Source organism: Nostoc sp. PCC 9305 (assembly GCF_963920915.1).
GTDB lineage: Bacteria > Cyanobacteriota > Cyanobacteriia > Cyanobacteriales > Nostocaceae > Nostoc.
On record NZ_CAWUDN010000012.1, the window covers coordinates 71,292 to 97,779 of the forward strand.

Here is a 26,488-nt window from a genome sequence, read left to right on the forward strand (position 1 = left end):
TTGTTAGAGGCAAGTTTATCTATATTTAATTTTAAGCCATAGAATAATTAAGTTAAAAATCAATGTTATGGCGTTAGCAAGAATAATTGGCAAGGATTGTAAATAAATTCCATAGATTAGCCACAAAAAAATACCACTTATGAATGTAACTAACGTAACAAAAGAAACATCTTTTGCTGATTTTGTTTGCCAAGTTTTAAACATCTGCGGTAAAAAAGAAATTGTAGTTATTGTGGCGGCAGCTAATCCTAGAACTGTCAGAAAATCCATGTTTAATTATTTATATTAAGTTGCAATATTATACATCAGCGATCTACCTTGCCTGCTTAATACAACGCTATATGAAACATTTTACACTCTTGAGCGATCGCTACAACAGCTTAACAACAAGATTAGCGACTTATTCAATAAGTCGCTAATCTAAAAATGTATCACGGTCTTAGCAATAATAATCGGTGAAAATTGTCATTTATGTTTTGAAATTTTCCCCTACCGATGATTCTCAGCCATAAGGTTTCTGAGATACATGGCAACTGATGAATTGTTACTATCTGTCTAACTTCTCCTGCGACTCGTCTAGCTGCTTGGACTTCGCCGTAAGGAGTGAGTAATTGTTCGAGGTAGTCTTTGGCAAATTGGTCATGGATGAATCTGGTCATGTTGGTAGTTTGGTGATGCAAACCAGTTTATTTACCATTGTCTGACGATTTTTTGAGATAAGACTTAGCCCAAGCATATCGTTGTGAATCTTTTTTCAGCAAGTATTCTATTACTTCCCGACGCTTATTTTCATCCTTAGCATTTTTCACTACTCGCTTGATTTCAGAATCCATATCTCTAGGATTAGCACCACGTTTGATTGCTTCTTGAAACCAATATTCACCATCTGAATATTGATGTCGTTCAAAAGAAATAGCACCCATCAATGTGTAAGGATGATGGCTTTTTGGTTGATATTCAATAGCTTGACGGGCACAATTTTCCGCTTTATCTAATTTATCAATATCTCGAAAAGCTCCACCTCTGCTAGTTAGCAAAGCTGACTTGAGTTTATTTTCTTTTATTTTGTCGAGTTCCAAATTATTCGTCAGTTGCAATGCCTGTTCTGGTTTATCTGCTTTGCGCCAATGGCTACTAGCGTTTGCTAAGTTCCATTTATTCCCAGTGCGTTGAAACTCCTGCTCATAGAAATTTGCTTCAATTGTGTGATAAGCAATCCAAATTTTACCAGAGAATAATTTAGTCCCTTGATACTGAGGCTCTTTTTGCCACCTATAATGACTATATGTTGATTTAAGCACTTCAATTTTAGTCTCTTGAAGCCAAGCAATCTCCGTTAGTTCAAGTCGCTCTTTTAACTCAAGCTTTTGCAAAATTGTGTATAAAAGACTGGTGTGTGATTTATCTTGATAACCTAAAACATCATATTTTAATTTCAATGCCGCAAAGTGCTTTTGTTTAGCAACAATAATGATATCTTCACGTCTATTATTTTTCAACCACTCAATTTCTGACTCATTAAGTAGTTCTCCTAAATCGATCTTAGATTTTAGGGTAGAGGCGTATTTTTCATTTGCAATTTCTATAATCTCAGTCAGCTTGCGTTTTTTGAGAAAGTTAATATCCTGTTCGCCTAACTGATTAGAAAACTCAAGCCTTTTGAGAATTTTATATAGGTGACTTTTAGGCGATGAATCCTCATAACGAGTTACCTTATATTTATATCTCAAAGCAGCAAATTTTCGTGTTTGTTCCAATTCTTGAGCAATGATAATTGTTTCGTTAAGTCCTTGCTGTTCTAGCCAGTTAATTTCTGACTCACTCAAATTATCTTTTGCGTCAATATTTTGCAGTATTGGATATAGTGGACTGGATAATGATAAATCCAGGTGTTTATTAGCTTGGTATTTATCTCGTAATTGAGCAAAGTGAGTTTCTTTTACTGACTCTTGTTGTTGAAAAATCTCTGCTGTTTCAAATAGTTCGTTATTGATCAGCCAATTATATTCAGAATTACTTAAACTTTCTGTTAACTCTAATTTTTTGAGTATTTGATAAAGTGGGTTGTCAGGATATGAGTCTTGATATTGAGTAGCTTTATATTTAGATTTAAGTTGACTAAATAGTTTTACCTCTTGAGCAATTTTATTGGTTTCATATAAACCATTTGCTCTTAGCCATTTAACCTCTAAATCAGTAAGGAAATTTCCTGATTCCAGTTTCAAAAGAATGAAATAGAGATGACTAGATTGCCAGGAACCGTTATAACTTGTAGCTTTGTACTTAGATTTCAATTTGGAGAATTCAAATTCTAAATTTCCGAATTCTTGTACTTTATATTTCTGCTTTTGCTTGATAGCTTCTAAAGTCTCCTCAAGCCGAGACTCTCCCAACCAATTAGATTCTAAGTCAAGGAGTTCAATTCCTAAGTCAAGTTTTCGTAGTATCAGATACAGCAAACTAGCGGGCAATGAATCTACATATTGAGTTACTTGGTATTTGGACTTTAAAGCAGCAAAGTGTTCTAAGCGATTTTGAGACTCTTTACTCATATTGCTAACAGATGCGATCGCACGTAGTTAAATGTGTTATCCGCTACTATAGCAATGCCAGTAAAAAAGGGCGAGTCAGACACTCACCCCCGAAGCATAAATATTTTATGAAAGTCAAAGTATAATCCCTACAACACCTTACACTGTCCATGATGCCGTAACAAATGGTCACACAACACCAGCGCCACCATTGCCTCAACCATTGGAACTGCACGCGGTAACACACAAGGATCGTGTCGTCCTTTTGCAGCTAATAGGGTTTCTTCACCTTCACGAGTTACTGTCTTTTGCTCTTTTCTAATTGTCGCCGTTGGCTTAAATGCAACTCGTAAAATGATATTTTCCCCGTTGGAAATTCCCCCCTGAATACCACCAGAACGGTTAGTTACAGTGCGAATTTCACCATTTTCATCAATATAATATTCGTCATTATGCTCAATTCCGGTTAACAGCGTTCCGCCAAAACCGGAACCAATTTCAAAGCCTTTGCTAGCAGGGAGAGACATCACACCCTTAGCAATATCAGCTTCTAATTTATCAAATACTGGTTCCCCCAAACCTTTCGGCACGTTACGCGCCACACATTCTACGACACCGCCGATAGAATCACCTTGTCTACCAACTTGCTCAATTAATTCAATCATGCGATCGCTACATTCAGCATCGGGACAGCGAACGATATTACTTTCCACTTGTTCTAAGGTGACAGTATTTGGATCGACTACACCTTCCAAGTCCTTGATGCGCTTGACGTAAGCAATAACTTCAACATTGGCAACTTGACGGAGAATTTTTTTAGCGATCGCACCTGCTGCTACTCTGCCAATTGTCTCACGCGCTGACGATCTACCCCCACCTTGCCAATTGCGAATGCCATATTTTGCATCATAAGTTGCATCCGCATGAGAAGGGCGATACTTCTCGGCCATCTCGTCGTAGTCTTGCGAACGAGCATCTTTGTTGCGTACCAAAATTGATATAGGAGTTCCCAAAGTTTTGCCTTCAAATACACCTGATAAAATCTCGCAGGTATCGGCTTCTTTGCGAGGGGTCGTAATTTTACTTTGTCCCGGACGCCTTCTATCTAATTCTACTTGAATTTCTTCCGCCGAAATTTCTAGTTGTGGAGGACAACCATCAATCACAACCCCCACACCGCCGCCGTGAGATTCGCCAAAAGTAGTGATGCGAAATAGATGACCAAAAGTGTTGCCCATGATCTTAAAGAAAAAGGATTAGGCTTATGTATTTTACCTAGAGTTCGTGCAAAAGTTAATTTTTATGCTTTGGCACTGGGAATGTTTGACGTATAGCATTCCTAAATTATTTGTTAAAACCTCTATTTCTTATCTCTCCGTGTTCTCTGCGCCTCTGTGGTTCGATTAGAAAACTATTTTTCACAACTCATTTAGGATTGCTATCTAACCTTATCTTTTACCTGTACAAATGAGAAAGCGCCCTCCGTTACCAGAGGGCGCTCTCTTATTTAGCTAAACTTCAGAATTAACCGTTGATAGCAGGAGCAGTTAAAGCTACAGGAGCAGAATCACCAGCAGCCAAATCAAGAGGGAAGTTGTGAGCGTTACGCTCGTGCATTACTTCCATACCCAGGTTAGCGCGGTTGATTACATCCGCCCAAGTTGCAATCACACGACCTTCAGAGTCAATGATTGATTGGTTGAAGTTGAAACCATTCAAGTTGAACGCCATTGTGCTTACACCCAAGGCGGTGAACCAGATTCCGATTACAGGCCATGCTGCTAAGAAGAAGTGCAGTGAACGGCTGTTGTTGAAAGAAGCATATTGGAAGATTAACCGACCGAAGTAGCCGTGGGCTGCAACGATGTTGTAGGTTTCTTCTTCTTGACCGAATTTGTAACCGTAGTTAAGGGACTCGGTTTCGGTTGTTTCACGAACCAAGGAAGATGTAACCAAAGAACCGTGCATTGCAGAGAACAAACTTCCGCCGAATACACCAGCTACACCGAGTTGGTGGAAGGGGTGCATTAAGATGTTGTGTTCTGCTTGGAACACGATCATGAAGTTGAAGGTTCCAGAAATACCCAAGGGCATACCATCAGAGAAAGAACCTTGTCCGATGGGGTATACCAAGAATACTGCACTTGCTGCTGCAACAGGTGCTGAATATGCGATCGCAATCCAAGGACGCATACCTAAGCGGTAGGATAATTCCCATTCACGACCCATGTAGCAGAATATGCCAATCAGGAAGTGGAAAATTACCAATTGGTAAGGGCCGCCGTTGTATAACCACTCATCTAAGGAAGCTGCTTCCCAAATTGGGTAGAAGTGCAAGCCGATAGCGTTGGAGGAAGGAACAACTGCACCAGAGATGATGTTGTTTCCGTAAATCAAAGAACCTGCTACTGGTTCGCGGATACCATCAATGTCTACTGGAGGAGCAGCGATGAAAGCGATTACGAAGCAAGCGGTAGCCGCTAGCAAGGTTGGAATCATTACTACGCCGAACCAACCGATGTAGATCCGGTTGTTGGTGCTGGTGATCCATTCGCAGAATCGATCCCATACGTTGGCGCTTTCGCGACGTTGTAAGGTTGTTGTCATTGTTTTATAAATGCGATTATTTGCAGATGAATTTAGGTAGGTTTGACTACCTGTTACACATCTTAAATAATTTATTGCGTTTTGTAAAGTACTTTCAGAAAAAACTTTCTCTTGGATTTACACACCCACAGAAAATCCCCAAACCTATGAAAAGCGGGGACTTTGGATGATATCACTTTGGATTTTAGACTTTCCTGCGGAACGCTACGCTCAGTCCTTCGACTTCGCTCAGGAACCATCGAACGATTTTGGATTGTGAAAAATGTACTTTATTCTTCAATTCGTTGCTGGCTGCTTGGATATGGACTCTATACCCACCTCTTGTAAAGATGGACGCACAGATAAATAAACCAATGGGCCGAATAGTGGTATCAACGCTATTAACCAGAACAACTGGGGACTTTTCCAACCGCGACGCACCATATCATCCCCAAGTAATGTGGGAAATAATAGGGAGAGTAAGCAAAAATCTAAACTCATCACATGGATGAAGCGGTTAGTTTGCCACTCTTGCACAAAACTGCCCCAATCTCCTTCTCTTATACCGTAGGTGACTAGAACAACTGTGGCTACCGTTAATACAAAACCAGTCACACGAGAATCTAGTACCTTGAGTAAGATATTCTTTTGACCGACAAACTGATTATTTGGTTCTCTAAAGGCTAAGTACGGCAACAAGGCAAAAGCACCAACTCCGAAAGAGGCAGTAGCAAACAGCCAAGCAGGTATTTTTTGTCCTCTACCATCAATAAATACTACTGCGCTGTAAATAAGAGGCCAGATGCCCATGAGGTTGAATAGTGCTATGACTAACGGGTTAACGCCTTGCCACTGCCCAATAGAAAGGTTTTTAATTAACTCGAATGTACCGGGTTGATCGGGAGGCGCGAGGAAAAAAGCATAGACAACAAATCCTAGCCACAGCAAGCCAAAGGCAATTTTTCTAACCATGAAAGATTTTGGTAGTATTAATTATTGATTTTGCCGCTATAAATTGGGCTATCTGCCTGCTATTATATTGTCTATTCGCCTACACCCTTAGTAGTTTATCCCTAAATATCACCTGATACGATTTAAGGATTGAAATAACTGAAAGCTTCTGAGAGGTAATCAGCAGCAGATGCTACTACTGCGATCGCACTTTCATAATCTAGGCGCGTTGGCCCCAAAACTCCCACACTTCCTACGGGTATCGAACCTCGGCGATAGTTAGAAGAAATCAAGGTGCAGGTGCGTATCGGTTCTAATGGATTTTCTGCGCCAATGCGAACTGTTACCTTTGGTTTTCCACCATCGTCTGGTTCTGGTTCCTCAAATATTAATCGCCACAGTTGGTCTTGTTCTTCTTCCAGCAGGTGGATAATTGTTTGTACTTGCTGTAACTGGGAAAATTCTGGCTGGCGCAAAACTTCTGACACACCCCGAACCATAATTTGGGTTGCAGTCGGCGCGAGAGTGCGACGAGTCAATTCGGCAACTGAGTTTTTCAAAAATTCCCCGTAGCGTTGGAATTCTTGATCTAGTTCGCTCCAGTTGAGGTAGGCTAATTCCAACAGACTTCGCCCCCGCAGGTGACTATTCAAAAAGTTAGAAACAATCTGCAACTCGCGATCTATTACCTCTGAATCCCGCTGGGTTTCTTCTGGTGTTGGCGACAAATCCATCAATTTAGAATGTGTCTCATAACCATCCGTTACGACAATCAGCATGATCCGCCCAGCTTCAATTTGTACTAATTGCAGATGTCGCAATAGTGCTGTAGTCGTTTGCGGCATAGTGATCAAGCTAATGCAACCACTCAAGGTTGCTAAAATCTGCGCGGCTCCTTGCAGCAAGGTTTCTAAACTCCGATCTTCCCACTGGAGATGCTTTTGCAGTGCTACCTCTACTTCTCGCCCTAAAGTTTCAGCACCACTTCCCTGCGACACGCTGCGCGAACGCAGAGAAGGTGTAATTAGCTGGTCAACATAAATGCGATAGCCTGAATCTGAAGGTACACGTCCAGCAGAAGCGTGTGGTTGGTAGAGCAATCCAGACTTTTCTAAAACACCCATTACATTGCGAATTGTCGCCGAGCTTACACCCAGATCGTACTCCTCAACCAAAGCCTTTGAACCAACTGGCTCTGCCGTAGCAATGTAGTGACGTACCGTTGCCCAAAGTATATGCTGTTGTCGATTTGTTAACTGAACTTCCATTATGGTATGTTTTGCTGAAGGCAAATTTTAATCAAACTCTCAAGAAATTTGTGGATTTAATCGAAAACAGAAAATATTAATAATTTATTAAGGTATCAAATTATATAACTATATTATGATAAGTATCTTTAAAGTTTATGTACAAAGCATTTTTTAAGATTAGGGTTGAAATAGTAGCTCAATTTTTTTGCAAAAGCTGCTAGTTATAATGTACCCTTCCGATGCTTTTTTCTAACCGTACTTTTGCATAAATTTCTGCTTGCAACAGTATTATTAGATACGTATTATCTTCAGGGGCTACTACCGAACTGTAATTTAGAGCAATCCAACATTTTTGTGCAGATGTACTTGATGCCCTAATTTCAAACTTTCCGGCAAGCCTCTAAATTGATGTACTTCTATCTTTAGCATAGCAAAAGTCAGATGGAAGAGTAAGTTCCATCTGAATGATGTATCCGAGCAGAAGTTAATACTGGGGAATTGAAGGGTCTACTAATTGGGAATAGGCATCAATACCACCCGAAATATTTTGCACATTTGTAAAACCTTGAGCAATTAACCACTGGCACATTTGGGCAGAGCGGATGCCGTGGTGGCATAAAACTAAGGTTTCGGCTTCGGGATTGAAGAGGGTAGGTACTTGATCTCCCCATTCGGTAAATTGACTTAAAGGTAGGTTGACAAAGCCTTCAATGCTAGCGATCGCCAATTCTCCTGGTTCACGCACATCTACTAGCTGAATACTTGCATCACTAGAAGAAAGACGTTGCGCCAGTTCTTCTACACTAATTTGATTCATGAGTTCCCTGTCATGAGGTTTTCGTAAACAGTCCTAATACTATTTATGGTGACAGAAAATTTCTGCCTTGACATCAGCATCCATAATCAAGGGGGTTGATTAATTCTGCTAGGCTTTCTGCTTAAATGGCTGTAAACCGTCTTTTTTAATAGGTTTAATGTGAATAGGCAACGTTCATTTATCGGTTTTATCGTGGCTGGGGCGATCGCCCTGCTAGTAATTGCGATCGCAGGCTTTTACTGGTTTTTCGCTAAAAGTCCGGCTAACCTCATTGCTTCTAGCTCTGGGCCTGGTGCAGCCATATTCGTGTCAAAGCTTTCCCCTGCAATGGTTTCATTATTGACGAATCCTGACCGTTTGCAGGCGTTGGAGCGCGAAGAGGAACTATCTAAACTCAAAACCAGTTTATTCGCCAAGAGTGGCATAGATTACAAACAAGACATTCAACCCTGGTTAGGGGATGAAATTACATTAGCGATCGCTACCTTAGATATCGATCGCGATCCAGAAAACGGACAACAGCCAGGGTATTTGTTGGCATTAGCAACCAAGCAACCGGAGAAAAGCCGCGAGTTTGTCGAATTGTTGTTTTCTAAACGAGCGTTAGCCGGAGCAACCTTAGCTGTTGAACAATATAAAGCTGTAAAACTGATTTCTGACAATTCTCAACCAAAACAAGACTTGCTTGCTGGTGCTGTTGTCGGTGAAGGCTTCGTCTTATTTGCCAACGATCCGAAAGTACTACGAGATGCTATCAATAACGTCCAAGCGCCCGATTTGAATTTAACTAGCTCACCCGAATACCAAAAAGCTACCAAAGAACGGCTCAAAGGGGGATTAGCTGTAGCTTTCTTGAATCTTCCCATCGTGGCAAAATGGCAAGGCTTAGAGTTACCAGAACAACTTTATAACAGCCAAATTATATCCTTGGTGTTAAATCCTAAAGGATTACTGGCAGAAACCACCTTTTTGACTTCATCGGAAATTGTCCCTCCATCTGCACCACTATCTAAACCTGTGGGAGCATTGCAATATGTTCCAGCATCCGCAGGTTTAGCAATTTCCGGCTCAAATTTGAGTAATTTGGGTGACAGTGATTTAGCCAAACTCTGGAAACAAGCCACCGCTACCATATATGGTTCTGGGGAAGATGTGGTTTCTCGGTTAGCAAAACCTTTGGCAGATGTTCAAAAACGCTGGGGTATAAACTTACCAGAGGATATTTTTAGCTGGGTACAAGGAGAATATGCCATAGCATTGTTACCTGCGAAAGAGCAAACAACCCCTCATTGGATTTTTGTGGTAGAAAAATCCGAGGGTGTAGAAAAAGGCGTTGCTCGATTAGATGCGATCGCCTCATCCAATGGACTCAGTATTAATCCCTTAACTATAGACAAGCAAAAAATCTCCGCTTGGACAGAGTTAACCACAGCGACAAAAAAAAGTGATGTCAAAGAAGGATCATCTTTCAGCATTGAAACAAAAGTACAGGGATTGCATACAACTTTAGGAAATTACGAAATTTTCACCTCTGACTTAGAGACTATGGATGAAATTCTTACAATCAAGGATAATTCCATAATTGACAATCCTAATTTCAAAGATAGTATCGCGGCAATTCCCTTACCAAACCAAGGTTATGTATATCTTGACTGGACAAAGAGCCAGAATTTGTTAGAGCGTCAAGTACCGATTCTCAAATTAGTGGAAGTCTTAGGTAAACCATTTTTTAACAACCTGCGATCGCTCACAGTTAGTAATTATGGAACTGACACGCGATCGCTTAAAGGAGGCGTTTTCTTTAAACTCCATAATTCGTGAGATTAAAGGTAAAGGTAAAAGAATTTTTTACCTTTACCTTCTATACTTTCTTGCCTCATCACATTTACGTAGATTTTATGTAATATTTACTAGTTAATCGTTTGATTACCAAAATTCCTCACTCGGATGCGATTGTATGCTGCTGTCGAGATCCAGAAAGAACCTAGCAATTAGCTGTCTACTTTCTAAAACATCAACTGTGGCACATTTTAATGTGGCACAACCAACTGAAATTTCACTGGAATTTTTTCACTAGAATATGTATATATCATCACTAATTTAAAAGCCTGTTGGAGGGCTACTATGAAATACTGTTGCCCCCGACTTCAGTTTCGCGGCGGTTGGCTGTTAGCTATACTTACCGCCATCACTGCTACCCCTGCAATCGCACAGACGGCAAACTTTGGCACTTTCAATTTATCAACAAACTTTAATCCAGCACAAGGAACAGTGCAGGGATTTACAGGTGGTTCTTACTCATTGTCTGCCATAAGTAACCGCGATCGCGATCAAAAAGCCTGTATTGGCTTTGCCGATCCCCAACCAGATCACATTATGGTTTTGGAAAAAGACTTTTCCCAGCTAACAATACAAGTTGATAGCAACAACAACGACACCACTTTAATCATCCAAGGCCCAGATAAAACAACAATTCGTTGCGGCGATGATACTGGCAAAAGTAAAGATGCTAGTGTTAGCGATCGCGACTGGAAAAGGGGCACTTATCGGATTTGGGTAGGTACATTTAATCCTGGAGTCAAGCGGGATTATACTCTCAAAGTAGAGCAGCAGTAAATTGGGGAGTGTGGAACGGGAAGTAAGAATTTTAGATTTTAGATTTTGGATTTTAGATTGAAATTTAATCCAAAGTCTGAAATCAAAAATCCAAAATTGAATTGCCCAATCCCCCATTCCTAATTTTTAGGTGTAACACCTGAGAGGATAATATGGGAGTGTAGCTTGTTGTGCTTTCCGAGGGTGCTATCTCGTGCTATCTATACTGCGTGCTGACTTTCGTATCATATTTGAACGTGACCCAGCTGCCCGTAACTGGTTGGAAGTTTTATTTTGTTACCCTGGTTTGCAAGCCCTGTTATTCCATAGGCTGGCTCACTGGCTGTATAGTGTTGGTCTTCCCTTTATTCCGCGCCTGATTTCTCACTTGGCTCGGTTTTTGACTGGAATTGAAATCCACCCTGGTGCAACGATTGGGCAAAGTGTGTTTATTGACCACGGGATGGGTGTAGTAATTGGTGAAACTGCGATCGTGGGAGACTATGCTCTAATTTATCAAGGTGTCACCCTTGGGGGTACTGGTAAAGAATGTGGTAAGCGCCATCCTACTGTGGGTGAAAACGTCGTAGTCGGAGCTGGAGCAAAGGTACTGGGCAATATCCAAATTGGCAATAATGTCCGTATTGGTGCTGGTTCTGTTGTTTTAAGAGATGTGCCTTCAGACTGTACTGTGGTAGGTGTGCCTGGGCGCATTATGTATCGTTCTGGAGTTCGGGTTTCACCTCTTGAACACAATAACTTACCAGATTCAGAAGCTCAAGTAATTCGTGCGTTAGTAGACCGGATTGAGGCGTTGGAAGAACAAATACAAACTCTTCAGCGCACTAATTCTTTAGAAAAAACTCCTGTTTTAGTGGGTTGTTTAGCCACCAAAGAGGATGAGCTAACCCACGATCCTCGCTGGTGTAACCTCAAAGATAAGACCATCCAGCAATTTCTAGATGGTGCTGGCATTTAAAAAGTGAGAAGTTAAGAGTGAGGAGTGAGGAATAAAAATCATAAATGCAGGTTTGCAGTTTCCAACTCCTAACTCCTGTAGAGACGCAATTAATCGCGTCTCTATTCCAATATATTTAAGGATTAATCGCTTGGCTAGCCCACTCTTGCCGATCGTTACGGTGGTAAAGACATCGATTTTGTGGTTCGCCACGTAATTCTAAGTGATCTACCTGCACTGGATCGAGTAGCAGTAAACAAAAATTAGGCACTGGCTGCACGGGTTCGGGTGCTGGTGGTGCAAAAGCTTCTGGGTTTTCAACTCTGAGTTTTCCAGGATGCGGCCAAGCAAACTGTAAACGCGCCGCATCACTTAATTCTTGCCACATTGCAATCCTTGCTGGCTGTAGATCCCGATCGGAATCATCACCGCTTACTAGGGTTAAACAGCCAGTTATGCGAAATTGTTCTCGTGTATTGGGGAAGTACCAGCAAATTTCTGCCCAAGGTTGTTGCTGTATCTGATCGGCTTTGGCGCTACGGTTATCGGTGATAAATTTTAGCTGGTTTGTATCTTCTAGAAAGCCGCGAAAGACTAGGGTACGATTAGCGGGGCGACCGTTTGCCTGTACTGTTGCCAATTGCAGGTAACGGGCATAAACAAGGCTGCGGTTGCGATGGAGCGCATGAGCGATCGCACCTCGCCAAGGAGCAAGAGACATATTAATTCGTAATTCGTAATTCGTAATTCGTAATTTTTGAAAGTCAGATTTAATCTGGGTTTCTAGGTTTGGGTCTGTTGTCTTATTTTAGACAATTGGTACAACACTAAGTAAATAATTTTGCTGTCTCTGTGTCTTTGGGTGAGTATTATCCTTATTTCAACGCAGAATATACAGTATGTTGTATAAGTTTGCAGATGAGCTATGGCAGAAATTCAAGTTGGAATTGAAGGGGAAGGCGCACCAGCAGCAGCCGAGGCTTTGCTAGAAATTCCTGGAATATCGGGAAGGTATGAAGTTCCGACGCAAAGGGAGGGAACTTTGGCGGCGATCGCCACTATTATTGGCATTGTGGGTGGTGTTGCGGCTTTAGCTGAACAAATCCGCAAATGGTATCAAGAATGGCATAAATCTCATCCTGGGAAGCAATTTGATGTGGTAATTCTTGACCCTGATACTGGAAACAGGATTTTACTTGAAGAAGCTACTATAGAGGAAATCACGGAAATCCTCAAATCTATCAGCAAATAAGTGCAAACTATCCGCATTCAACTTCGGGAATGTACGCAGGAAACAGTTGAACTCAGGTATTGGCTACCTCAAATAAAGCACTATGAATCACGTCGCCTGAAATTAGCAGAAATCGCTGATTTCCTCAAGCAAGGCGATCGCGATTACTATAAACTGCTGCCCAATTTATCAGGAATCGGGCAGCAGTTATTTTTTTGGTTGGATGGCGATGGACGGTGGTTGAGTCGGGGAATTGCTAACTGTCGCGGTGAGGGGTTGGTAATTGCCATTGATACCGATCAAAAACTGGCACATCTACCTTGGGAAGTGCTGCATGATGGTGAGGATTTTTTGGTGAAGCGGGTTAATCCTGTGGTGTTACCTCTGCGCTGGATTGAGAAAGAAACGGAAGCGTTTTCTGTGGAAGCACGACAATTGCGAGTATTGTTTATGGCAACCGACCCGGAAGATGTGCAACCAAAGTTAGAGTTTGAACAGGAAGAGGCGAGAATTCTGGCAGATACGCGAGATTTTGCTGTAGATTTGCGGGTGGAAGAAAGCGGTTGCGTTAGCGAGTTGGGTAAGGTGTGGAGTCGCTATTTTAATGACTTTGATGTGTTTCACCTCACAGGACACGCCTCTATTAAAGATGAAGCACCTTACACGCCTTACTTTATCACTGAGACGGAAATTGGCGATCGCCACGAAACCACAGCCGCAGAACTGGCCGAAGTCTTCCGGTTTCGCTTTCCTAAGTTGGTGTTTTTGTCTGGGTGTCGGACTGGACAAGCCGCAGATAAAGGCGCTGTCCCTTCAATGGCTGAGGCACTAATTGCACAAGGGGCTAGGGCGGTTTTAAGTTGGGGGCGGCCTGTGGAAGATCGGACAGCTACAGCCGCCGCCGCGCACCTCTACGGGAAATTGGCTGCGGGATATCAATTAGCTGAAGCACTCGCTAGCACTTACCAGCAGTTGTTTAAACAGAATGTGCGTGACTGGCATTTGTTGCGGTTATATGTCCAGGGAGAATGTCCGGGTGCGTTGGTGGAAGTGTTGGGAGATGTGCCACCCTCAGCGCCGGAACCTGCTTATCAACAGTTTTTAGATCCCGATACCCAACTGGTGCGGGTGGCGAAACCCTCTGAGTTTGTTGGCAGACGGCGGACTTTGCAACGTTGTCTCAAAGCTATTCGCACTTCATTAGGGGTACTAATTCACGGACTGGGGGGTGTGGGTAAGAGTACTGTGACGGCGCGACTTCTGGAAAGGATGGTTGGCTATGACAGGCTGGTGAACTTTCGGCAACTGGATGAAGATAAACTGCTCAAAACCCTTGCTGAACAATGTACCTCGGAACGGGGGCATGAAATTCTCAATGGCAAGTTACCCTTGATGCAGCGCCTCACCAAGTTTTTCACTGAAGGACTGAATACCAAAGAACAGCGCTTTGCCTTTGTGCTGGATGACTTTGAGGCTAATTTGGATTTACGAAATGGGGTTTATGTCTTGCAACCACAAGTTGTGGATGTTCTGCTGGCGTTGCTGAAGGCGATGCAAAATTCCCAACTTCCCCACAAGGTAATTATTACCTGTCGCTACAATTTCACTTTGTCGGAACTGAATCATCGTCTGTACCGCGAACCTCTGGGTGCTTTGGGTGGGGCAGATTTAATTAAAAAGTATAATCGTCTGGATTCGTTTAATGGCAGTTGGCAATTTCAGCCAGATTTGCCCGAACGTGCCAAACAAGCAGCAGATGGAAATCCTCGGCTGTTGGAATGGTTAGATCAGATTTTGCAAAATTCCCCGAAGTCGCCGGAAGCGGAGAGGGGAGTTGAAATGATTCTGCAAAAGATGGCAGATAAGGAAAAGGAATTTCGTGAGGATATTTTGGCAGAGGAATTGCTGAAGCAGCAAACTCCAGCTTTGCGTCTTATGCTGGGGAAGTTGTTGGTGTATGAGTTACCTGTTCCTCTAGCTGCGATTTCCCCGATTTGTGAGGATATCTCAAGTTGGGAAAGTCATATTCAACGCGCTGAAATTTTGGGTTTGTTGGAAGTTACCCTCACCAACAACACAGAGAGGTTGTATCGTGTTCCCCGGATTTTGTCACCGTTGCTAGAGTTTCCAGAAAACCCCAAGGGTGAAGAGTTGTATAAACAAGCTGCACAAATTTTGTATCGTCTGTGGTGGGAAGAGGAAACTGCTACGGAAGCACAAAAGTTAGAAATTCATCGCTTGGCGTTGTTGGGGAAGGATGAAGAAATTGCGGGGAAAATAGCTAGTTCATTGGCGGAACACTTGCGGAATCAAAGTCGATTTCGGGAAGCAATACATTTGTGCAAATCAACCTTAGAAATTACTAAAAATCATAGTGTTCTTAAAGAAATTGCTTATTGTGAACACCAAATGGGTAATATTGCTCAAGCATTAAACTATTACGAACAAGCTTTAAATCTTTGTCCCGCAGAAGACGAAGGAGGATTAGCATCAATTTATAATTATTTAGGGAGGCTGAAAGCCGACAAAGGGGAAGTGGATGAAGCGATCGCACTCTACAATCAGTCTTTGGAAATATTTGAACGCATTGGAGATGTCCAAGGCAAAGCGACGACGTTGCACAATCTGGGATATATCTACGCCAACAAAGGGGAAGTAGATCAAGCGATCGCACTCTACAATCAGTCTTTGGAAATAAAAGAACTCATTGGTAATGTCCAAGGCAAAGCGGCGACGTTGCACAATTTAGCAGGTATCTACGCCAACAAGGGGGATGTGGATGAAGCGATCGCACTCTACAATCAAGTCCTTGAAATTGATGAACGCATTGGTAATGTCCAAGGCAAAGCGGCTACGTTGCACCAACTGGGAAATACCTACGCCAACAAAGGGGATGTGGATGAAGCGATCGCACTTTTCAATCAGTCTTTGGAAATAAAAGAACGCATTGGAAATGTCCAAGGCAAAGCGGCGACGTTGCACGAACTGGGAAGTATCTACGCCGACAAAGGGGAAGTGGAGCAAGCTATCACACTTTTCAATCAATCTTTGGAAATAGAAGAACGCATTGGTAATGTCCAAGGCAAAGCGGCGACGTTGAACCAATTAGGACTTATCTACGCCAACAAAGGGGAAGTGGAGCAAGCGATCGCACTCTACAATCAGTCTTTGGAAATAAGTGAACGCATTGGAGATGTGAAAACTAAAGCAGCGACGTTGCACAAACTGGGAATTATCTACGCCAACAAAGGGGAAGTGGATGAAGCGATCGCACTCTACAATCAGTCTTTGGAAATAAGTGAACGCATTGGGGATGTCCAAGGCAAAGCGGCGACGTTGCACCAACTGGGAATTATCTACGCCAACAAAGGGGAAGTGGAGCAAGCGATCGCACTCTACAATCAGTCTTTGGAAATAAGTGAACGCATTGGAGATGTGAAAACTAAAGCAGCGACGTTGCACAAACTGGGAATTATCTACGCCAACAAAGGGGAAGTGGATGAAGCGATCGCACTCTATAATCAGTCTTTGGAAATAAACGAACGCATTGGTAATGTCCAAGGCAAAGCGGCGACGTTGCAAAAACTGGGATATATCTACGCCAACAAAGGGGAAGTGGATAAAGCGATCGCACTCTACAATCAGTCTTTGGAAATAAATGAACGTATTGGTAATGTCCAAGGCAAAGCAGCGACGTTGCGCCAACTGGGAATTCTCTACGCCAACAAAGGCAAAGTGGATTAAGCGATCGCACTTTTCAATCAATCTTTGAAAATAACTGAACGCGCTGGGAATGTCCAAGGCAAAGCGGCAACGTTGCACGAACTGGCAGGTATCTACGCTAACAAAGGGGAAGTGGAACAAGCGATCGCACTTTTAAATCAGTCTTTGGAAATAAAAGAACGCATTGGTGATGTCCCAGGTAAAGCCGCGACGTTGCACAATCTGGGGCATATCTACGCTAATAAAGGGAATGTAGATGAAGCGATCAGACTCTACAATCAGTCTTTGGAAATAAGTCAACGCATTGGTGCTGTCCGAACTCAAGCAATGACTCTGCGGAAGTTAGGACATTTGGCAGAACAACAGGGTGAATACACTAAAGCGATATCCTATTTGCAACCAGCTTTAGAGATTTTGCAGCGATTGAAGTCACCGGATGCTGAAAGTGTGAGTGCAAGTCTTGATAGGGTAATGCGTAATTCGTAATTCGTAATTCGTAATTACAGCACCAAAAGAATTTTTATCTCACGCAAAGGCGCAAAGACGCAAAGAAGAACGCGAGAGTGTTTTCTAAATAAATGAAAATTGCTGTAATGAGTCTTTAATACTCATGGACGAGTCTTTTATACTCGTGAATGAGTCTTTGAACTCCGTTAATGAACCTCAGAGCTTCGTTCGTGAACCTCGGAGCTTCGTTCGTGAACCTCGGAGCTTCGTTCGTGAACCTCGGAGCTTCGTTGATGAACCTCGGAGCTTCGTTAATGAACCTCAGAGCTTCGTTGATGAACCTCGGAGCTTCGTTCGTGAACCTCGGAGCTTCATTCGTGAACCTCAGAGCTTCGTTGATGAACCTCAGAGCTTCGTTGATGAACCTCAGAGCTTCGTTGTGGACTTTATTAATGTAGCAGAATGTTTTTAGAGGATGTTTTAAAAGTGTTCGGCTGTAATTTTAGGCACTTCTAGATCCCCCCTAGCCCCCCTTAAAAAGGGGGGAACAGGAATCAATCAAAGTCCCCCTTTTTAAGGGGGATTTAGGGGGATCTAAAACGTTTTGATACCGAGCAGAGGACTTTTACAACATTCTCGTAGATTAAATCAGGATTTACACCAAGCGATGTCTAACGACAAGCCGCTCCGCGTCTACGCAATTGTTATGCTTTATTTCATTAATGAATTTTGATAGCAATTCAGGTAAGAGAATCAGGATCTATGCCGAGCGATCGCAACCGTTCTGCTAGGAGATTGGCACGTTCTTCTGATGTTAAAAAGCGTTTTCCTTCTGCCTTATACCAATACAACCACTCGCGCGTAATTCCTAAATACGTTCCTCGTTCGATGCCAATTCCTAAACCTATTTCTGGCAACCAAACTGGATTACCATCATGTAATTCATAAACATTGTTAACTAATTTGTAAACTTCTAAACGTGGCTTACGGCGACGAAATGGGTTGTAAACTACATAATACAAAAATCCCAATCTTGCATACTCTGCTTTCTTAGTCGAGTACTCACCGCGATATGTCTTAGATACCACTTCCAGCGCTAATATCGGTAGTTTCTTCTCTTCCCAAAGCACATAACTAGGGCGGAGGTTTTCATCATAAAATCGCTCTACGCCCAAACTCAAAAACCCATCTGGGACTATTGGCGGTAAGTCTGGGTCATAATAAATACCCATATCTACGCCAAAAAACCAATCCATACGTTCTGGCCAAGCCATTGCCAGAAGCGCTTTAAGTAAACCAGGAATCAAATCTTGTAATTCGTTATCCACTGGGGTATCGTCAGAGTCTGGCAGTTCCTCAGATGAGGGTAAACAAGCTAATGGATCGTACTTTAGCATGATGGATTTACCATTCCTCAGTTATTAGTACATCTTTATTTTATTAATGAATTTTGATAGCAATTCAGCACATCCTAATTTTATTTACAAATATCGAGAAACTCAGAACCCCGACTTCATAAAGAAGTCGGGGTTCTTTTGCTCATTGGATATTAGTTTTCTACTTGTTTGAGTTTTTGAAAAATTTCATCAAGTGGTGACTCAGATTCATCAGGACAAAATTCTAAAGCAAGTCTAACTTTTCCTTTTTTCCATCCCAAAGTACTAAATTGTAAAACTTCACAATTTAATCCTTGGGTATACAAATTTACTTCATCTGTTTCTTCTGCTCCAACATATTCCTTAATTGCTGTAATCAAATCACGGACTTTAAAGGTTTTAGCAATATTTAACTTATTAAAAGTGTCAGGTTGTATAGACACAACTTCATCATGGTTTAGTATCTCGAATCCATCTTCCATAAAAATCTCCTGTCAATAAATCTATATTTTCCAGAGATATAACAGTTCATCCGAAATAAAATGATAATTTAGTCATTAGTTATTAGCGTAATAATTTATGTATTGCACAAAGGGGCGAAGAAAAACTCTTCACCCCTCTGCGTTTCAACTTAAACACTTAACTCACCATCGTTTTACGCGAGATATTACTAAGTGCTGAGTTATGAGTAAAACTAAAATACTCAACACTCAGTACTGTCTTAGTGAGGCTCTTAGAAAAACCAACCGTAAGAATGCAAACCTTTACCCAAAAGATTTACACCGAGATAGCAAACCCAAACCACAAGCAAACCAGTGGAGGCTAAAATTGCGGGACTGCGCCCTTGCCAACCGCGAGTAATTCTGGCGTGGAGGTAGGCGGCGAACACTAACCAGGTGATTAATGCCCAAGTTTCTTTCGGATCCCAACTCCAGTAGGAACCCCAGGCTTCGTTAGCCCAAACGCCACCGGCTATGATGCCAATTGTCAGCAGGGGAAATCCTAGTCCGATGATGCGATAGCTGATGTTGTCGAGGGTTTCAGCAAGGCTAAGGCGCTGGGGTGAAAGAGGTTCAGCAGATGCAACTGCTGGAGATTCAGGGGTAGTTACTAAATTCAAAACAGCAGTGTTACCGTTACCGTTGCCGTTGCTACTAGTTTCAAAACGGGCAAAGCCGTTATTTTCAACAGCAGGGGTTGGTGGTTGAGAAATTAGTTCAGTGGCTTTGTGCAAGCGGTAGCCGTTGCTGCGATAGCCACCAGTACCAACAGAACTACCTTGTAGTTGAATATTTTGACCGCGAGTGACAATTAAGAAAGCGATCGCTAATAACGAACCCACCATCAAAGCAGAATAACTCAACATCATGACGCTGACGTGCATCATCAGCCAATTTGACTTCAAGGCAGGTACTAGCGGTTCTGACGCTTGCATTTGAGATGGTAGTGTCATCGTAGCAAAAGCAGTAATAGCCATTGCCACCGGAGCTGTCGCAACTCCTACTAAGCGGCTACGGCTACTATTTTCGGCAATTAGATGGACGGCGGTAATTCCCCAAGTTAAGAAAAACAGAGATTCATAGAGATTACTTAAGGGAAAGTAACCAGCTTCGATCCATCGTGCCCCTAATAGAGTCGCAATGCCCAAATTTGCGATCGCCATTCCAGCTGTCCCCAAAGCGGCTAGATAAGGCAGATTCGGAAAAGCCGCTCCTCCCCAATACACCAGCATTGTCAGGAATAATATGGCAAAGGACGCATTGTCCAGCCAGTTCTGGAGTACAACCAAATTCATAAAGTCTTCTCTCCGTGGATGATTTAAAATATCGATTCTGACTTTGATCCTATATGTTTAAAGGGGAATCGGGAATGGGGCATTGGGGATTGGGCACAAGAGGCAGAGGTGCAGAGGGGAAAAACTTACTGTAACTTCTCCTCTGCTCCCCTGCTCCCCTGCCCACTCCCTATCTAACAGAGTTACTCTTACTCCCTTCTGGACTAGGCAATGTAGTCGCGTTAGTAACTTTTTTAAGTTCGATAAAAATATCGTAACGGTTACTGCGATTGTCGCTGACGGCAGATGTCATGCCAATTGAGCGCGTTGCATCTAGCAAAGTTTGTTGATTGGGAATTAGAGTTGGTAAAGGGAAATTTTTCACAGTTCGTTCCACATCCAGGAAAAATTGACCATTCGTCGGATTGGGTTCTGTAGGAACTGTTTGTTGGAAGGGAAGAGTGCCAGCTAGTGTGTAGTTAGGTTTGGGAACAATTTTATCCGCGATCGGAGCGCCCACTACCAAGAAGGCGACATCTCCATCTAACCAACCGTGGGTGGCAGTTAATGTACCATAAGGTGATACCCAGTTAACAACGGATTGACCTGCGACTTTCCCCGGTTGCACTTGGAACTGGTATTGATTTTTCATCACTTCATCCAGCTTACTGATGGATGTTTCGGCTGATTTGCGTAGGCTTTGCCCGCCGTAGGCATCGCTTGTCTGTACCATGAACAGCAAACCCGCACGAAAATCATTTGGTGAACCTTCTTTTGGAGTAGCAGGAATTACTGATAAGGAAAACTCCCCTTTCATCCAACTAAGCAAATCCTTCTCCAAATCGAGATCGGTAAGAGATTTTACACCACCTCTAATCTGTTCTGGTGCGATCGGTGATAGAGGATTTCCCTGAGATGTTAAAACATAGTCTCTCCACAACCTCTGTAAGTTACCACCAGTCAGCATCATTAAGGTTTCGGCTGGTATGCGGCTTTGCATTTTCCCAGCTTTGTTTTCCACCACCAGTACACGTTGACTATTAGGATTTAACCAAGAAACGCCCTTGAAGCGGATTCCTTCTGACTCTAAGTTTATTGTCCCTGCTAAACCTTGGTTATTTTGCAGTTGAGCCAAAACTTGAGCAGGTAAAGGGCGGTTTGGAGAAGCTGCGGCTATTTTCGCTGCTGTTGGCACATTTACATAAAACTGGGCAAAGGGTTGATAATTGGCAATTTTCGGGAAATTCTCAGCAAAGCCCCCTGTTGTAGCTAGAGATGTTTTATTTTTGTAAGCATCGATTGCTCGTTCTGTGGCTTTGGGACTATCAGTGATGACTACAAAACGCCCATCTAGTAATGCAGCCGAGAAGTTTTGCCCTGCTTGTCCCTCACTTTGTTTGATGGCGATCCCTTGATAAGTACGATCACTCCATTTGCCTTGTTTAAGGGTTTTGGGTTGTGCCAAAATGCTTTTGGCGATTTCTGAATTTTTTACTGGCAATACCATTACCATCGACTGCTGATCGCTAGCAGCATCTTCATTAGTGGTAACTGGTTTGGGTGCAGGTTTATTCCCTGTAGTTGGGGCAAGAATTGCGATCGTCATGTCATCGCCTACCCAAGGAGCGATATCTTTTTGGAAGTCGTAACCATTATTAGTCAGAAAGCGATCGCGTAACTGGACTAAATTTTTGTCCAGTTCTGTTTGGGTTTCTTTTGTCCCAAACTGCCGCAATTTCTGCCACTGCTGGGGATCTGTTGTTAAGGAAACCGCAAACAGGGCATCACCAGGAATAATATTTGCACCTACTAGCAAATCGCTAGAAGATATTTGTCTCTGGGCTAACAACCAGTAGGCCACACTCCCCGCACCAATCAATAACCCAGCAGCCGAGAGCGTCAGCACCAGAGACGGTTTCTTATTTTTCTTCATCTGAACAGACACAAGAGGCGGTGCCATTGAAACCTGTACCTTATACTTGCAAACTTATTACTTGCTTGATTAGTCAAGTACACCAACAGTATTACCCATTCTTTAGAGCAGTTAATTATATTAAATTTTTCTACCCTAGATGCTGATGGTACTTCGATAATCAACTTTCCGTAGTCTTTTAAAAGCTATGTTTTTGGCTCAGTTACCATTTTTAACACGCTTTGTTGAATTTCGTAGGATGTTTCCCTGAGATTAATTCCTCTGTCGGAAAGTTTCCACAAGTAAATCTGTTATTTCAAGCAATTCAGGGAATATAACATTTTTTTCGGAGTTACAGAAATTATATACAATCAGAAAACTCTAGGTATTGTAATTGTTTTAGCGATTTCTCTCAATTCTCCTTAAGAGGATGTTTGAAAAGTCCTCTTGTCGGTATCAAAAATTTTAGATCCCCCTAAATCCACGCCAGTTGCTCATGGGGGAAACCCCCAAGACCGCACTGGCTCCCCTTAAAAAGGGGGACCTGGACAAAGCTGCAAGCCAATTTGAGCTACTTGTCTTTGCTCAGTAGCGATCGCCCACCTATACTTGCAACTCAAACCCAGGTAATATATCCTCTCCAGAAACAATCGCTGGCATTTGTACAACTTCTACAGCTTTTAAAAGTCGGTAAATTTCAACTTGGCGATCTTGAGGATTAATCAGCCAACCCAAGCGCAGACCATTTTGAATGTATTCCTGCATTTTTTCTTGAATTGGTGCAAGGCGATCTGTGTCCGAACGCAGTTCAATCACAAAGTCGGGTACAAGTGGCGGAAATTTTTTTCGTTGTTCTGGTGTTAAAGCTTCCCACCGCTCCAATTTTACCCAAGCAGCATCAGGAGAACGTTTTGCACCGTTGGGAAGTATAAAGATAGTTGAAGAACTAAAAACTTTCCCTAATTTAGCTTGACGATTCCAATTATTTAAGTCTGTAATTAAATCTGCTTCTTGATTTCCGCTTTCTCCTCCTACTGGTGGCACAATTATTAATTCTCCAGATGCGTTCATTTCCAGGCTGACATCACGATTGGCAATACACAATTGATAAAATTGCTCATCGGTTAAATGAGCAATCGGTTCTAGATTTAGCACAACAGTATTCATTAAACCTTTCCTCGCGTCTTTCTTGCTAACATCAGTAGGAAATTATTGCTTGTTGGAAGATTTATTGAGGTGTAATTTGTAGCCCTTCAAATAATGAATCTTCTAAACTATCAGTATCGCGTTTGATTTGGTGATATCACCTTCGGGAAATGCGAGAAATTCTTTGAGGGTGAGTTGGGTTTTGAGTTGAATCATAGTTTATCTTGGGGAATGACTCTATTTTAAAGAGGATGCGATCGCTAAACAACGGCAAGCCATCACCGAAAACTCATTAGTTTAACGGCACTACTACCAGAAGCGATCGCTGCAACAATAATTCAACGTTCCTTTGATAATTTCATTGCATGATTTCAGCTACTTAGTTTTACTCGATAGCGATCGGTCTACATCATGGCTTCTTACTGATTTTTGGAATTTAATTGCATAGGGCCCAAATATTTGGTTAAATAAGGTGAAAAAACTTCATAAATTAATGTCAGTGGCTGTCCATGATGCCAAAACAAGTAGTGGCGACCCCAAAAAGGCCCAGCTACACCAAAACCGGACTCTAGTGCCAATGAGTCACCGTAGTAAATTCCTCGAACATCCCGATACAATTCTGTGCGAAGACGAGCTAAACTTGCCCAAATTGGCAATGAACGGTTTTGTAAGTACTCATCGACATGACTGGCTTCCCACCACGAAGTAGCATAGGCTAATCTTTGACCAGAAGCGGTACGCAGCCATACTTGTCGTCGTAATCGCGGTTCTGGGACAGCTTGGATTAACTCAGGAGCAGCATCCAAGTCGATGCCAATCAATGACATATCAATAACATCTACTTCTACAGCCTCGCCTGTGAGCAATTCTAAGTGACGTGTTGGAGAGCCGTCACCCAAAAGCATTAGCTGCCATGCAGGTGCTAGCTGAGTGTGAGGTAAACTTTGTTGAATTATTTCCTCCCCTCCTTGCCAAATCGGAGTGAGGCGATGCCAAGCTGGTGGCAGTGTTAAGTTGTTTGTTGGCGGAAAAGAAATAGTCAATGCTTTTTACAAAACTTCACCTATTTCTATAAAAGCATAAAAAACTAGTACTTTGACAAGGCAATGCTTAATATGTAGTAAGCACTGAGTGGTTCCCAAAAGGACTAAAGTCTTCACTACAAACTTAAATATTTAAGGGTCAATAGTCTAAGGTTTTTTGACCTATGACTATTGACCCTATGCTTAAACAAGCAAAAATGCGGATGGGGAGACTCGAACTCCCAAGGCAAAGCCACACGCACCTCAAGCGTGCGCGTATACCAATTCCGCCACATCCGCATGGTTTCTCTAAGAATAGACTATAGCATAAGAAAATAATTATAGTAAGTTGATATCTAAATTCAGCTGCTCAAAAATATAAATTTTCTCCAGGCGGTATCAGACTGACAGAAATTTAGCAGTTGTACAAGTGATATTGAAAAGGGTTAGAGCTACTAGAGCGACTGTGTTCGGCGGGGTGCGATGCCTGCGGCGGGCGTAGCCATCGCGTATCCGTCTGCGGTAGGCGATGTCTACGACGGGCTACGCCTATGCAAAAGTCCAGCTTGGTAGTCTAGCCAAGACTTACAGCAGCAATGTTGTTAGTGTAGTAAGACCCGTAGAGGCAGCAAGCCTGCAATATGCAAGTTTGCTTAGGATCAGGGTGGCGAATCTCCTGCAATAATTTGAAATAATGCGGAAGCGTTGTTTCAAGTTGGATCGGGGAAAATGTCAATCTACTGGTAATGATATCGAAACTAAAAAATGAAGTTTGACAAAATATTAATTGCCAATCGGGGAGAAATCGCCCTTCGCATTCTCCGCGCCTGTGAAGAAATGGGAATTGCCACAGTTGCGGTTCACTCCACCGTTGACCGTAATGCTCTGCACGTCCAACTTGCTGATGAAGCAGTTTGCATTGGCGAACCTGCTAGCAGTAAAAGTTATTTGAATATTCCCAATATTATTGCTGCTGCACTGACGCGCAATGCTACAGCCATTCATCCAGGCTATGGTTTTTTGGCAGAAAATGCCCGGTTTGCGGAAATCTGTGCCGACCATCATATTGCTTTTATCGGCCCAACTCCAGAAGCTATGAGACGGATGGGCGATAAATCCACTGCCAAAGAAACCATGCAAAAAGCTGGCGTACCGACGGTACCAGGTACTGAGGGATTGGTAGAATCCGAGCAAGAAGGATTAGGATTCGCCAAGGATATCGGCTATCCAGTGATGATCAAAGCTACAGCAGGTGGCGGTGGACGGGGTATGCGCTTAGTTCGTTCTGAAGACGAATTTGTGAAACTTTTTCTCGCAGCCCAAGGCGAAGCAGGAGCAGCTTTCGGGAATTCTGGCGTTTACATAGAAAAATTTATTGAACGTCCCCGCCACATCGAATTTCAAATTTTGGCGGATAACTACGGTAATGTCATCCACTTGGGTGAACGGGATTGTTCAATTCAGCGCCGGAATCAAAAGCTGTTAGAAGAAGCTCCTAGTCCGGCTCTCGACCAAGACCTACGTGAGAAAATGGGACAAGCTGCTGTCAAAGCTGCCCAATTTATTAACTACAGTGGGGCGGGTACTATTGAGTTTCTCTTGGATAGATCCGGTAAATTCTACTTTATGGAAATGAACACCCGGATTCAAGTAGAACATCCTGTAACAGAGATGATTACTGGGATTGACTTAGTTGCCGAACAAATTCGCATTGCTCAAGGTGAAAGACTCAAGTTGACCCAAGACCAAGTAGTATTACGAGGTCATGCGATCGAATGCCGAATCAACGCTGAAGATCCCGACCATGACTTTCGCCCTTCTCCTGGACGGATCAGTAGCTATCTGCCCCCTGGAGGGCCTGGTGTGCGGATTGATTCCCACGTTTACACAGATTACCAAATCCCGCCCTACTACGATTCCTTGATCGGCAAGTTAATTGTTTGGGCACCAGACCGACCCACTGCGATTAACCGGATGAAACGTGCACTGAGAGAATGTGCCATTACTGGATTACCTACCACCATCGGGTTTCATCAAAAAATTATGGAAACTCCACAGTTTTTACAGGGTAACGTCTATACAAATTTTGTGCAGGAAATGAACGGTTAAGGGAGTGAGAAGGTTACAGGGTATAGGTTACAGGGTAAGGGTTATAACCTATAACCTGTC

The 26,488-nt window shown here is 42.7% G+C and carries 22 protein-coding genes and 1 tRNA gene; 7 read left to right on the top strand and 16 right to left on the bottom strand.

Features of this window, described 5'->3' with window-relative positions:
* Nucleotides 1–15: 15 nt before the first annotated feature.
* From ACM0OX_RS06910 to ACM0OX_RS06945, 8 genes are all read right to left on the bottom strand, one after another.
* Nucleotides 16–270: a SemiSWEET transporter gene (locus ACM0OX_RS06910; protein WP_414514168.1), complete on the bottom strand. Its 255-nt coding sequence runs from the start codon at nt 268–270 to the stop codon at nt 16–18.
* Between the two features lie 161 nt (nt 271–431).
* Nucleotides 432–659, bottom strand: a complete 228-nt coding sequence (locus tag ACM0OX_RS06915) for a hypothetical protein (RefSeq protein ID WP_414514215.1) — start codon at nt 657–659, stop codon at nt 432–434.
* A 27-nt stretch (nt 660–686) separates the two neighbouring features.
* Nucleotides 687–2,294, bottom strand: a complete 1,608-nt coding sequence (locus tag ACM0OX_RS06920; protein WP_414514170.1) for a tetratricopeptide repeat protein — start codon at nt 2,292–2,294, stop codon at nt 687–689.
* A 386-nt stretch (nt 2,295–2,680) separates the two neighbouring features.
* Complete coding sequence (gene aroC / locus ACM0OX_RS06925) at nt 2,681–3,769, bottom strand: chorismate synthase (protein WP_414514171.1); 1,089 nt, start codon at nt 3,767–3,769, stop codon at nt 2,681–2,683.
* Nucleotides 3,770–4,055: 286 nt separating this feature from the next.
* Nucleotides 4,056–5,138 carry a photosystem II q(b) protein gene (gene psbA, locus ACM0OX_RS06930; protein WP_094350084.1) on the bottom strand — a complete coding sequence of 361 codons (1,083 nt, stop codon included), beginning with the start codon at nt 5,136–5,138 and terminating at the stop codon, nt 4,056–4,058.
* A gap of 276 nt (nt 5,139–5,414) precedes the next feature.
* Nucleotides 5,415–6,089, bottom strand: coding sequence for a DUF2834 domain-containing protein (locus tag ACM0OX_RS06935; RefSeq protein WP_414514173.1), 675 nt, complete (start codon nt 6,087–6,089; stop codon nt 5,415–5,417).
* Between the two features lie 122 nt (nt 6,090–6,211).
* Complete coding sequence (gene hrcA, locus ACM0OX_RS06940) at nt 6,212–7,336, bottom strand: heat-inducible transcriptional repressor HrcA (RefSeq protein WP_414514175.1); 1,125 nt, start codon at nt 7,334–7,336, stop codon at nt 6,212–6,214.
* 466 nt (nt 7,337–7,802) lie between these two features.
* Nucleotides 7,803–8,135 carry a rhodanese-like domain-containing protein gene (locus tag ACM0OX_RS06945; protein WP_289796471.1) on the bottom strand — a complete coding sequence of 111 codons (333 nt, stop codon included), beginning with the start codon at nt 8,133–8,135 and terminating at the stop codon, nt 7,803–7,805.
* A gap of 159 nt (nt 8,136–8,294) precedes the next feature.
* Between ACM0OX_RS06945 and ACM0OX_RS06950 the strand changes: the two genes are divergently transcribed.
* From ACM0OX_RS06950 to cysE, 3 genes are all read left to right on the top strand, one after another.
* Nucleotides 8,295–9,956 (top strand): DUF3352 domain-containing protein, encoded by a 1,662-nt coding sequence (locus ACM0OX_RS06950; RefSeq protein ID WP_414514178.1) that lies wholly within the window; start codon nt 8,295–8,297, stop codon nt 9,954–9,956.
* Between the two features lie 303 nt (nt 9,957–10,259).
* Nucleotides 10,260–10,751 carry a hypothetical protein gene (locus ACM0OX_RS06955; protein ID WP_414514180.1) on the top strand — a complete coding sequence of 164 codons (492 nt, stop codon included), beginning with the start codon at nt 10,260–10,262 and terminating at the stop codon, nt 10,749–10,751.
* 193 nt (nt 10,752–10,944) lie between these two features.
* Nucleotides 10,945–11,709 carry a serine O-acetyltransferase gene (cysE, locus tag ACM0OX_RS06960; protein WP_414514182.1) on the top strand — a complete coding sequence of 255 codons (765 nt, stop codon included), beginning with the start codon at nt 10,945–10,947 and terminating at the stop codon, nt 11,707–11,709.
* A gap of 115 nt (nt 11,710–11,824) precedes the next feature.
* Here cysE and ACM0OX_RS06965 read toward each other — a convergent pair whose 3' ends face one another.
* Nucleotides 11,825–12,409, bottom strand: coding sequence for an Npun_F5749 family FMN-dependent PPOX-type flavoprotein (locus ACM0OX_RS06965; RefSeq protein WP_414514184.1), 585 nt, complete (start codon nt 12,407–12,409; stop codon nt 11,825–11,827).
* 204 nt (nt 12,410–12,613) lie between these two features.
* Between ACM0OX_RS06965 and ACM0OX_RS06970 the strand changes: the two genes are divergently transcribed.
* From ACM0OX_RS06970 to ACM0OX_RS06980, 3 genes are read left to right on the top strand one after another with little or no spacing between them, the layout of a single operon-like run.
* Entirely contained in the window at nt 12,614–12,940 is a 327-nt protein-coding gene (locus ACM0OX_RS06970) for a hypothetical protein (RefSeq protein ID WP_414514186.1), read from the top strand.
* On the top strand, nt 12,941–16,663 hold the full coding sequence (locus tag ACM0OX_RS06975; protein WP_414514188.1) for a tetratricopeptide repeat protein: 3,723 nt from the start codon (nt 12,941–12,943) through the stop codon (nt 16,661–16,663). It abuts the gene before it with no gap.
* A 3-nt stretch (nt 16,664–16,666) separates the two neighbouring features.
* On the top strand, nt 16,667–17,128 hold the full coding sequence (locus ACM0OX_RS06980) for a tetratricopeptide repeat protein (protein ID WP_414514210.1): 462 nt from the start codon (nt 16,667–16,669) through the stop codon (nt 17,126–17,128).
* Nucleotides 17,129–17,829: 701 nt separating this feature from the next.
* Here the strand turns inward: ACM0OX_RS06980 and ACM0OX_RS06985 are convergent.
* The 7 genes from ACM0OX_RS06985 to ACM0OX_RS07015 all read right to left on the bottom strand — a co-directional run bounded on the left by ACM0OX_RS06985 (nt 17,830) and on the right by ACM0OX_RS07015 (nt 24,619).
* On the bottom strand, nt 17,830–18,486 hold the full coding sequence (locus ACM0OX_RS06985) for a Uma2 family endonuclease (protein WP_414514189.1): 657 nt from the start codon (nt 18,484–18,486) through the stop codon (nt 17,830–17,832).
* A gap of 152 nt (nt 18,487–18,638) precedes the next feature.
* Nucleotides 18,639–18,947 carry a KGK domain-containing protein gene (locus ACM0OX_RS06990; protein ID WP_322673975.1) on the bottom strand — a complete coding sequence of 103 codons (309 nt, stop codon included), beginning with the start codon at nt 18,945–18,947 and terminating at the stop codon, nt 18,639–18,641.
* 251 nt (nt 18,948–19,198) lie between these two features.
* Nucleotides 19,199–20,260, bottom strand: a complete 1,062-nt coding sequence (gene ccsB / locus ACM0OX_RS06995) for a c-type cytochrome biogenesis protein CcsB (RefSeq protein ID WP_414514192.1) — start codon at nt 20,258–20,260, stop codon at nt 19,199–19,201.
* Between the two features lie 169 nt (nt 20,261–20,429).
* Nucleotides 20,430–22,199 carry a DUF3352 domain-containing protein gene (locus ACM0OX_RS07000; protein WP_414514194.1) on the bottom strand — a complete coding sequence of 590 codons (1,770 nt, stop codon included), beginning with the start codon at nt 22,197–22,199 and terminating at the stop codon, nt 20,430–20,432.
* Nucleotides 22,200–22,754: 555 nt separating this feature from the next.
* On the bottom strand, nt 22,755–23,318 hold the full coding sequence (locus tag ACM0OX_RS07005; protein WP_334836443.1) for a Uma2 family endonuclease: 564 nt from the start codon (nt 23,316–23,318) through the stop codon (nt 22,755–22,757).
* Between the two features lie 398 nt (nt 23,319–23,716).
* Nucleotides 23,717–24,340, bottom strand: a complete 624-nt coding sequence (locus ACM0OX_RS07010; protein WP_414514196.1) for a chorismate lyase — start codon at nt 24,338–24,340, stop codon at nt 23,717–23,719.
* Nucleotides 24,341–24,538: 198 nt separating this feature from the next.
* Nucleotides 24,539–24,619: transfer RNA gene (locus tag ACM0OX_RS07015), tRNA-Leu, on the bottom strand.
* Between the two features lie 465 nt (nt 24,620–25,084).
* On the opposite strand from ACM0OX_RS07015, the gene accC reads away from it, so the two are divergent.
* On the top strand, nt 25,085–26,428 hold the full coding sequence (gene accC / locus ACM0OX_RS07020) for an acetyl-CoA carboxylase biotin carboxylase subunit (protein ID WP_335157530.1): 1,344 nt from the start codon (nt 25,085–25,087) through the stop codon (nt 26,426–26,428).
* Nucleotides 26,429–26,488: the final 60 nt, after the last annotated feature.

What these genes read in the sequence shown, in the direction of transcription:
- ACM0OX_RS06910 (WP_414514168.1), bottom strand. Translation starts at nt 270, where the DNA reads ATGGATTTTCTGACAGTTCTAGGATTAGCTGCCGCCACAATAACTACA.
- ACM0OX_RS06915 (WP_414514215.1), bottom strand. Translation starts at nt 659, where the DNA reads ATGACCAGATTCATCCATGACCAATTTGCCAAAGACTACCTCGAACAA.
- aroC (WP_414514171.1), bottom strand. Translation starts at nt 3,769, where the DNA reads ATGGGCAACACTTTTGGTCATCTATTTCGCATCACTACTTTTGGCGAA.
- psbA (WP_094350084.1), bottom strand. Translation starts at nt 5,138, where the DNA reads ATGACAACAACCTTACAACGTCGCGAAAGCGCCAACGTATGGGATCGA.
- ACM0OX_RS06935 (WP_414514173.1), bottom strand. Translation starts at nt 6,089, where the DNA reads ATGGTTAGAAAAATTGCCTTTGGCTTGCTGTGGCTAGGATTTGTTGTC.
- hrcA (WP_414514175.1), bottom strand. Translation starts at nt 7,336, where the DNA reads ATGGAAGTTCAGTTAACAAATCGACAACAGCATATACTTTGGGCAACG.
- ACM0OX_RS06945 (WP_289796471.1), bottom strand. Translation starts at nt 8,135, where the DNA reads ATGAATCAAATTAGTGTAGAAGAACTGGCGCAACGTCTTTCTTCTAGT.
- ACM0OX_RS06955 (WP_414514180.1), top strand. Translation starts at nt 10,260, where the DNA reads ATGAAATACTGTTGCCCCCGACTTCAGTTTCGCGGCGGTTGGCTGTTA.
- ACM0OX_RS06965 (WP_414514184.1), bottom strand. Translation starts at nt 12,409, where the DNA reads ATGTCTCTTGCTCCTTGGCGAGGTGCGATCGCTCATGCGCTCCATCGC.
- ACM0OX_RS06970 (WP_414514186.1), top strand. Translation starts at nt 12,614, where the DNA reads ATGGCAGAAATTCAAGTTGGAATTGAAGGGGAAGGCGCACCAGCAGCA.
- ACM0OX_RS06985 (WP_414514189.1), bottom strand. Translation starts at nt 18,486, where the DNA reads ATGCTAAAGTACGATCCATTAGCTTGTTTACCCTCATCTGAGGAACTG.
- ACM0OX_RS06990 (WP_322673975.1), bottom strand. Translation starts at nt 18,947, where the DNA reads ATGGAAGATGGATTCGAGATACTAAACCATGATGAAGTTGTGTCTATA.
- ccsB (WP_414514192.1), bottom strand. Translation starts at nt 20,260, where the DNA reads ATGAATTTGGTTGTACTCCAGAACTGGCTGGACAATGCGTCCTTTGCC.
- ACM0OX_RS07000 (WP_414514194.1), bottom strand. Translation starts at nt 22,199, where the DNA reads ATGGCACCGCCTCTTGTGTCTGTTCAGATGAAGAAAAATAAGAAACCG.
- ACM0OX_RS07005 (WP_334836443.1), bottom strand. Translation starts at nt 23,318, where the DNA reads ATGAATACTGTTGTGCTAAATCTAGAACCGATTGCTCATTTAACCGAT.
- accC (WP_335157530.1), top strand. Translation starts at nt 25,085, where the DNA reads ATGAAGTTTGACAAAATATTAATTGCCAATCGGGGAGAAATCGCCCTT.